The organism is Amaricoccus sp. (assembly GCF_036846665.1).
Lineage (GTDB): Bacteria > Pseudomonadota > Alphaproteobacteria > Rhodobacterales > Rhodobacteraceae > Amaricoccus.
This window is the reverse complement of the sequence record NZ_DAIUBO010000248.1, coordinates 1-5356: the sequence shown is the minus strand read 5'-3', so window position 1 is coordinate 5356 and position 5356 is coordinate 1. Positions and strand designations below refer to the sequence as shown.

Sequence of the window (5356 nt, the reverse complement as noted above, 5' to 3'; positions counted from 1 at the left end):
CGGCAGGGCCGGCGCGGCCCGATCGCCACGGGTCGATCGGGCTGGGGACACCCGGACCGCACGCCGCTCGACCGGAACGCGCCTGCGCCCGGCGCTTGCGGTCGCGGCGTTTGCGGGCTAGGCCCCGCGCGATGCGGATTCTCTTTCTCGGCGACGTCGTGGGCCGCTCCGGCCGGGCGGCCATCGTGCAGCATCTCGCCCGGCTGCGCAGCGAATGGCGGCTCGATTTCGTGGTGGTCAATGCCGAGAACGCCTCGGGCGGCATGGGCCTGACCGGCGCGCATGCGAAGCTCCTGCTCGAGGCCGGGGCGGATTGCCTGACGCTCGGCGATCATGCCTTCGACCATCGCGACATGCTGGCCTTCGTCGAGCAGGAGCCGCGGGTGCTGCGGCCGCTGAACTTCGCCAAGGCCGCGCCGGGCAAGGGCGCGCGCTTCTTCGCCGCGCCGGGCGGCCGCCGCGTCTTCGTGGCGCAGGTCCTGGGGCAGGTCTTCATGAAGCGGCCCTTCGACGACCCGTTCTCGGCGATCGACGCGGCGCTCAAGCCCGCAGCACTCGGCGGCGCGGCCCAGGCGGTGCTCGTCGACGTCCATGCCGAGGCGACCTCGGAGAAGATGGCGATGGGCCATTGGTGCGACGGGCGCGCGAGCCTCGTGGTCGGAACCCATACCCATGTGCCCACCGCCGACACGCAGATCCTCGAGAGGGGCGCGGCCTATCAGAGCGATGCAGGCATGTGCGGGGACTACGACAGCGTGATCGGCATGGAGAAGCTCGAGCCGATCACGCGCTTCGTGACCGGCATGGCGAAGGGCCGCATGACCCCCGCGACCGGAACGGCGACGCTCTCGGGCGTCTTCGTCGAGACCGAGGATGCCACCGGCCGCGCCCGCCGCGCCGTCCCGATCCGACTCGGCGGCCGGCTGACGGAGGCCTCGCCGGACTGATCCGCCTGGGCGGTATCCGCCGGGCCACCCATCGCGCCGGTCGGCGGAATGGGTCGTCCGCAGCCGCGTTTACCGATCGTTTACATCATTTCACAATAATTTCAAATATTTGCCATCTGTCCCCATGGGGACGCTCCCGGGCTGCCCCCGAAATCCCGACGGTCGGCCACCGCAAGCGGCCCCAAGAGGCGCTGCCGCGGCCTGTCGCGAACAAGGCTTGAGGGTGCCGCCCGCTTGGGCCATGGTGTCGCCCGGTTCGGCGCTGGGGTGGACCGGCGGACGGGCCGGTGCGCGTCCCGGCGCAGGAAAGGCGCGAGGCTCCTGATTGTCTGCACTCCTTTCGATGCCGCATGTCCCGGCGGTCTTCACGCTTGCGGTGATCGCGGTGATGTTCGTCTTCTTCGTCCGCGAGGTCTTTCCGCCCGAAGTCACGGCGATGGCCGGCGCGGCGGTCCTGCTGACCGGCGGGGTGCTGCCGGTCGACGAGGTGCTCGTCGCCTTCTCCAACCCCGCGCCCTGGACGATCGCGGCGATGTTCATCCTCTCGGGCGGGCTGGTGCGCACCGGCGTGCTCGCCAATATCTCGCGCCTGATCACCCGGCACGGCGCGCTCCATCCCGCGCTCGTGGTCGTGAGCTTCGCGGGCATGGTGATCTTCGCCTCGGCCTTCATGAACAACACGCCGATCGTGGTGGTGCTGATCCCGGTCGCGGTGCAGCTGGCGCAGACCATGGGGCAGGCGCCCTCGAAGCTCCTGATCCCGCTTTCCTATCTCGCGATCATGGGCGGGGTCTGCACGCTGATCGGGACCTCGACCAACCTGCTCGTCGACGGCGTCGCGCGCTCGGCGGGCCTCGCGCCCTTCACGCTCTTCGAGATCACGCCCCTGGCCGTCTGCCTCGCGGTGATCGGGGTGATCTACCTGCGGATCGCGGTCCCCGCGCTGCTGCCCAACCGCGATTCCATGGTGGATCTGCTCGGCACCCGGAAGCGGATGAAGTTCTTCACCGAGGTGGTCGTTCCGGAGGGCTCGCCGCTGATCGCCGCGAAGGTGATGGAGGTGCCGACGTTCCGCCGCGACGGCATGCGGGTGATCGACGTGCTGCGCGGCGAGGAGAGCCTGCGGCGCCAGTTCCCGGACGTGGCCCTGCAGGAGGGCGACCGGGTGGTGCTGCGCACCGAGATGAACGAATTGCTCGGCCTGAAGGATTCCAACCAGGTGACGCTGGTCGACCGGGTCGGCTCGAAGCGCACCACGACCGTCGAGGCGCTGATCTCGCCCGATTGCAAGCTGGTGGGCCGGTCGCTGGGCTCGCTCCGGCTCCGGCGGCGCTACGGCGTCTATCCGCTGGCGGTCCACCGGCGCAACCAGAACATCGGCCGGCAGCTCGACGAGGTCGTGGTGCGCGTCGGCGACACGCTCCTGCTCGAAGGCGCCCAGGAGGACATCCGGCGCCTGGCCACGGACGTGGAGCTGGTCGATATCGCCGAGCCGACCGAGCGCCCCTACCGCCGCGATCGGGCGCCCCTGATGGTCGCCGTCCTCGCCGCGGTGGTCGGGCTCTCGGCGATGAACGTCGCGCCGATCCATGTTCTGGCGCTGCTGGGCGTCGTGGTCGTGCTCCTCACCGGCATCCTCGACGCCGAGGAGGCCTTCTCCTATATCGACGCCCGGCTGATGGCGCTGATCTTCGCCATGCTGGCCATCGGCATCGCGCTCGACCGGTCGGGAGCGGTGCAGCTGATCGTGGACGCCATCGCCCCGTCCCTGCGCGGCCTGTCGCCCTGGATCACCCTGGCCTGCGTCTATGCGCTCACGACCGTCCTGACCGAGGTCGTCACCAACAACGCGGTCGCGGTGGTGATGACCCCGATCGCCATCGCGCTCGGCCAGAGCCTCGGCCTCGATCCGCGCCCGCTGGTGGTCGCGGTGATGGTGGGTGCCTCGGCGAGCTTCGCCACCCCGATCGGCTACCAGACCAATACGCTGGTCTACGGGCCCGGCGGCTACCGCTTCACCGACTTCATGCGCATCGGCATCCCGATGAACGTGATCTTCGGCATCTCGACCTGCCTGCTGATCCCGCTGTTCTGGCCGCTCCATCCTTGACGGGCCCGATCGCGCGGCGGACGGGCCGTGCCCGGAGAAGGCCGGAGGAGGCGTTATCCCTCGCGGTTCTGTGCACTTGAACCTCGGCGCGGGCCTCGCCTATACAGCCCCGACCCCTCCCTAGACACGAACGGAGCGCGCCATGGCCGGGCATTCGAAATGGGCCAATATCCAGCATCGCAAGGGCCGCCAGGATGCGGCGCGTTCCAAGCTGTTCTCGCGGCTCTCCAAGGAGATCACCGTCGCGGCCAAGATGGGCGATCCCGATCCGGACAAGAACCCGCGGCTGCGCCTGGCGGTGAAGGAGGCGAAGGCCAATTCCATGCCCAAGGACAACATCGACCGCGCCATCAAGAAGGCGACCGGCGGGGATGCCGAGACCTACGAGGAGATCCGCTACGAGGGCTACGGCCCGAACGGCGTGGCGATCATCGTCGAGGCGATGACCGACAACCGCAACCGTACCGCCTCGAACGTCCGCTCGACCTTCACCAAGCGCGGCGGCAATCTCGGCGAGACCGGATCGGTGGCCTTCCTCTTCGACCGCAAGGGCCAGATCACCTATCCAAACGAGGCCGGGTCCGAGGATGACGTCATGATGGCGGCCCTCGAGGCCGGGGCCGAGGATGTGGAGAGCGGCGAGGACGGCTTCGTGGTCTGGTGTGCCGACACCGACCTGAACGACGTCTCCGCCGCGCTCGAGGCCGCACTCGGAGAGGCCGAGAGCACCCGGCTGGTCTGGCGGCCGCAGACGACGACCGAGCTCGATCTCGCGGCGGCGCAGAGCCTGATGAAGCTCATCGAGGCGCTCGAGGACGACGACGACGTCCAGTCGGTGACGGCGAACATGGAAGTTTCGGACGAGGTGATGGCGCAGCTCTGACATCGCCGCTACCAGCGGTCAAATTCCCCGCGCGCCTTTCTTCCCGGAGAAGGCAAGCAATTGTGACGCGCGACCGACCCATCGGGGATTGGCCACAACGGCGATAGCTGGCAGATTGCCGCAAAGACCAGGGCAAGGTTGAGGAATGATCGGGCAACAATTCAGGCTGGCGGCCGCCTTCCTGCTGGCCGCGGCACCCGCGCTCGCGAGCGAAGACGGGATGGTCGAAGGTGTCGCAACCTACCGCGAACGCATCGCCATGCCCCCGCAGGCCGTCTTCGAGGCGGTTCTTGAGGATGTGAGCCGCGCGGACGCCCCTTCCATCGAGATCGGCCGGGTCGAGACCAGGAATCCCGGCAATCCTCCTTACCACTTTCGCATTCCTTTCGACAGATCGGTCATCGACACTCGGCATGAATACGCCGTCCGGGCTTCGATCCGGGTCGACGGGCGGCTGCGCTTCACGACGGAGACGCATTATGCGGTGCTGACGCGGGGTGCGGGCAGCTCCGTCGCCGTCCTTCTGGTCAGGGTTGGCGATCGTGCCGGCGGGGCATCCGGCGAGAGCCTCCTGCGGGTCGCCGAAACCGGCCAGAGGCCGCGCGCCCGCGCGCCCGCCCCAGCGCCCAAAGCGGACGTGCCGCAGACGGCGACGACGCAGCTTCGCGGCCTGATCACCTACATGGCCGACGATGCGCATTTCGTGGATTGCCGCACCGGAAGGACGCTCCCCATCGCCGTGGAGGGCGAGTATTCCGCGCTCGAACACGCCTATCTCGCGGCGGGGGCCGAGCCGGATGGCGAGCTGATGGCCAGTTTCGAAGGCCGGATCATCGAGCGGCCGACGGCGGAGGGCGGTGTCGAGAGCGTGGTTCATGTCTCGCGCTTCGTCGGCGTCTGGCCGGGAGAAGCCTGCGAGGGAAAGATGGGCAGCCTGCCCCTCATCGATACCGACTGGAGAATCCTGACGCTGCACGGCTTCGATCTGTCGGGCGCGGAGGGGCCGCGCCGGCCGCAGCTTCGCCTCGGAATGTCCGATGGCGCCCGATTCGCGGCATCCGTCGGCTGCAACCAGCTGGTCGGCGGCTTCGATCTCGACGGCGCCGGGCTGAGCTTCGGCGAGGCCGCCTCGACGCGCATGGCCTGCCCGCCGCCGCTGGCCGAGTGGGAAGCGGCGCTGACCGACGTGCTCGCGCAGACGACGACATGGCGGATCGTCGGGGAAAGGCTGGAACTGCTCGACGCGGGCGGCGCGATCATCGCCACCTTCGCGGTGGGCCAGCCCGGCTGAGACCGGGTCCAGAGCGGGTTCAGAGCGGGATCGGGTGCCGCCGGTGGATGGCGGCGATGCCTTCCATCACCTGGGCACCCGCATTTACCTGTCAGTTTTCGTCGAACCGTGATTCACTCGGCCGG

General features: G+C 68.9%; 4 protein-coding genes. All 4 read left to right on the top strand.

Annotated elements, in window-relative coordinates; all coding sequences use genetic code 11:
• The first annotated feature begins 131 nt into the window (after positions 1-131).
• Positions 132-947, top strand: a complete 816-nt coding sequence (locus tag V7050_RS17810; RefSeq protein WP_324375778.1) for a TIGR00282 family metallophosphoesterase — start codon at positions 132-134, stop codon at positions 945-947.
• A 343-nt stretch (positions 948-1290) separates the two neighbouring features.
• Positions 1291-3057 (top strand): SLC13 family permease, encoded by a 1767-nt coding sequence (locus V7050_RS17805; protein ID WP_324370477.1) that lies wholly within the window; start codon positions 1291-1293, stop codon positions 3055-3057.
• A gap of 142 nt (positions 3058-3199) precedes the next feature.
• Entirely contained in the window at positions 3200-3940 is a 741-nt protein-coding gene (locus V7050_RS17800) for a YebC/PmpR family DNA-binding transcriptional regulator (protein ID WP_324375776.1), read from the top strand.
• A gap of 145 nt (positions 3941-4085) precedes the next feature.
• A complete protein-coding gene (locus tag V7050_RS17795) occupies positions 4086-5231 on the top strand; it encodes a YbaY family lipoprotein (protein WP_324375774.1) in 1146 nt (381 codons plus the stop codon).
• Positions 5232-5356: the final 125 nt, after the last annotated feature.

Coding starts and splice junctions, on each gene's coding strand:
- V7050_RS17810 (WP_324375778.1), top strand. CDS start 132: ATGCGGATTCTCTTTCTCGGCGACGTCGTGGGCCGCTCCGGCCGGGCG.
- V7050_RS17805 (WP_324370477.1), top strand. CDS start 1,291: ATGCCGCATGTCCCGGCGGTCTTCACGCTTGCGGTGATCGCGGTGATG.
- V7050_RS17800 (WP_324375776.1), top strand. CDS start 3,200: ATGGCCGGGCATTCGAAATGGGCCAATATCCAGCATCGCAAGGGCCGC.
- V7050_RS17795 (WP_324375774.1), top strand. CDS start 4,086: ATGATCGGGCAACAATTCAGGCTGGCGGCCGCCTTCCTGCTGGCCGCG.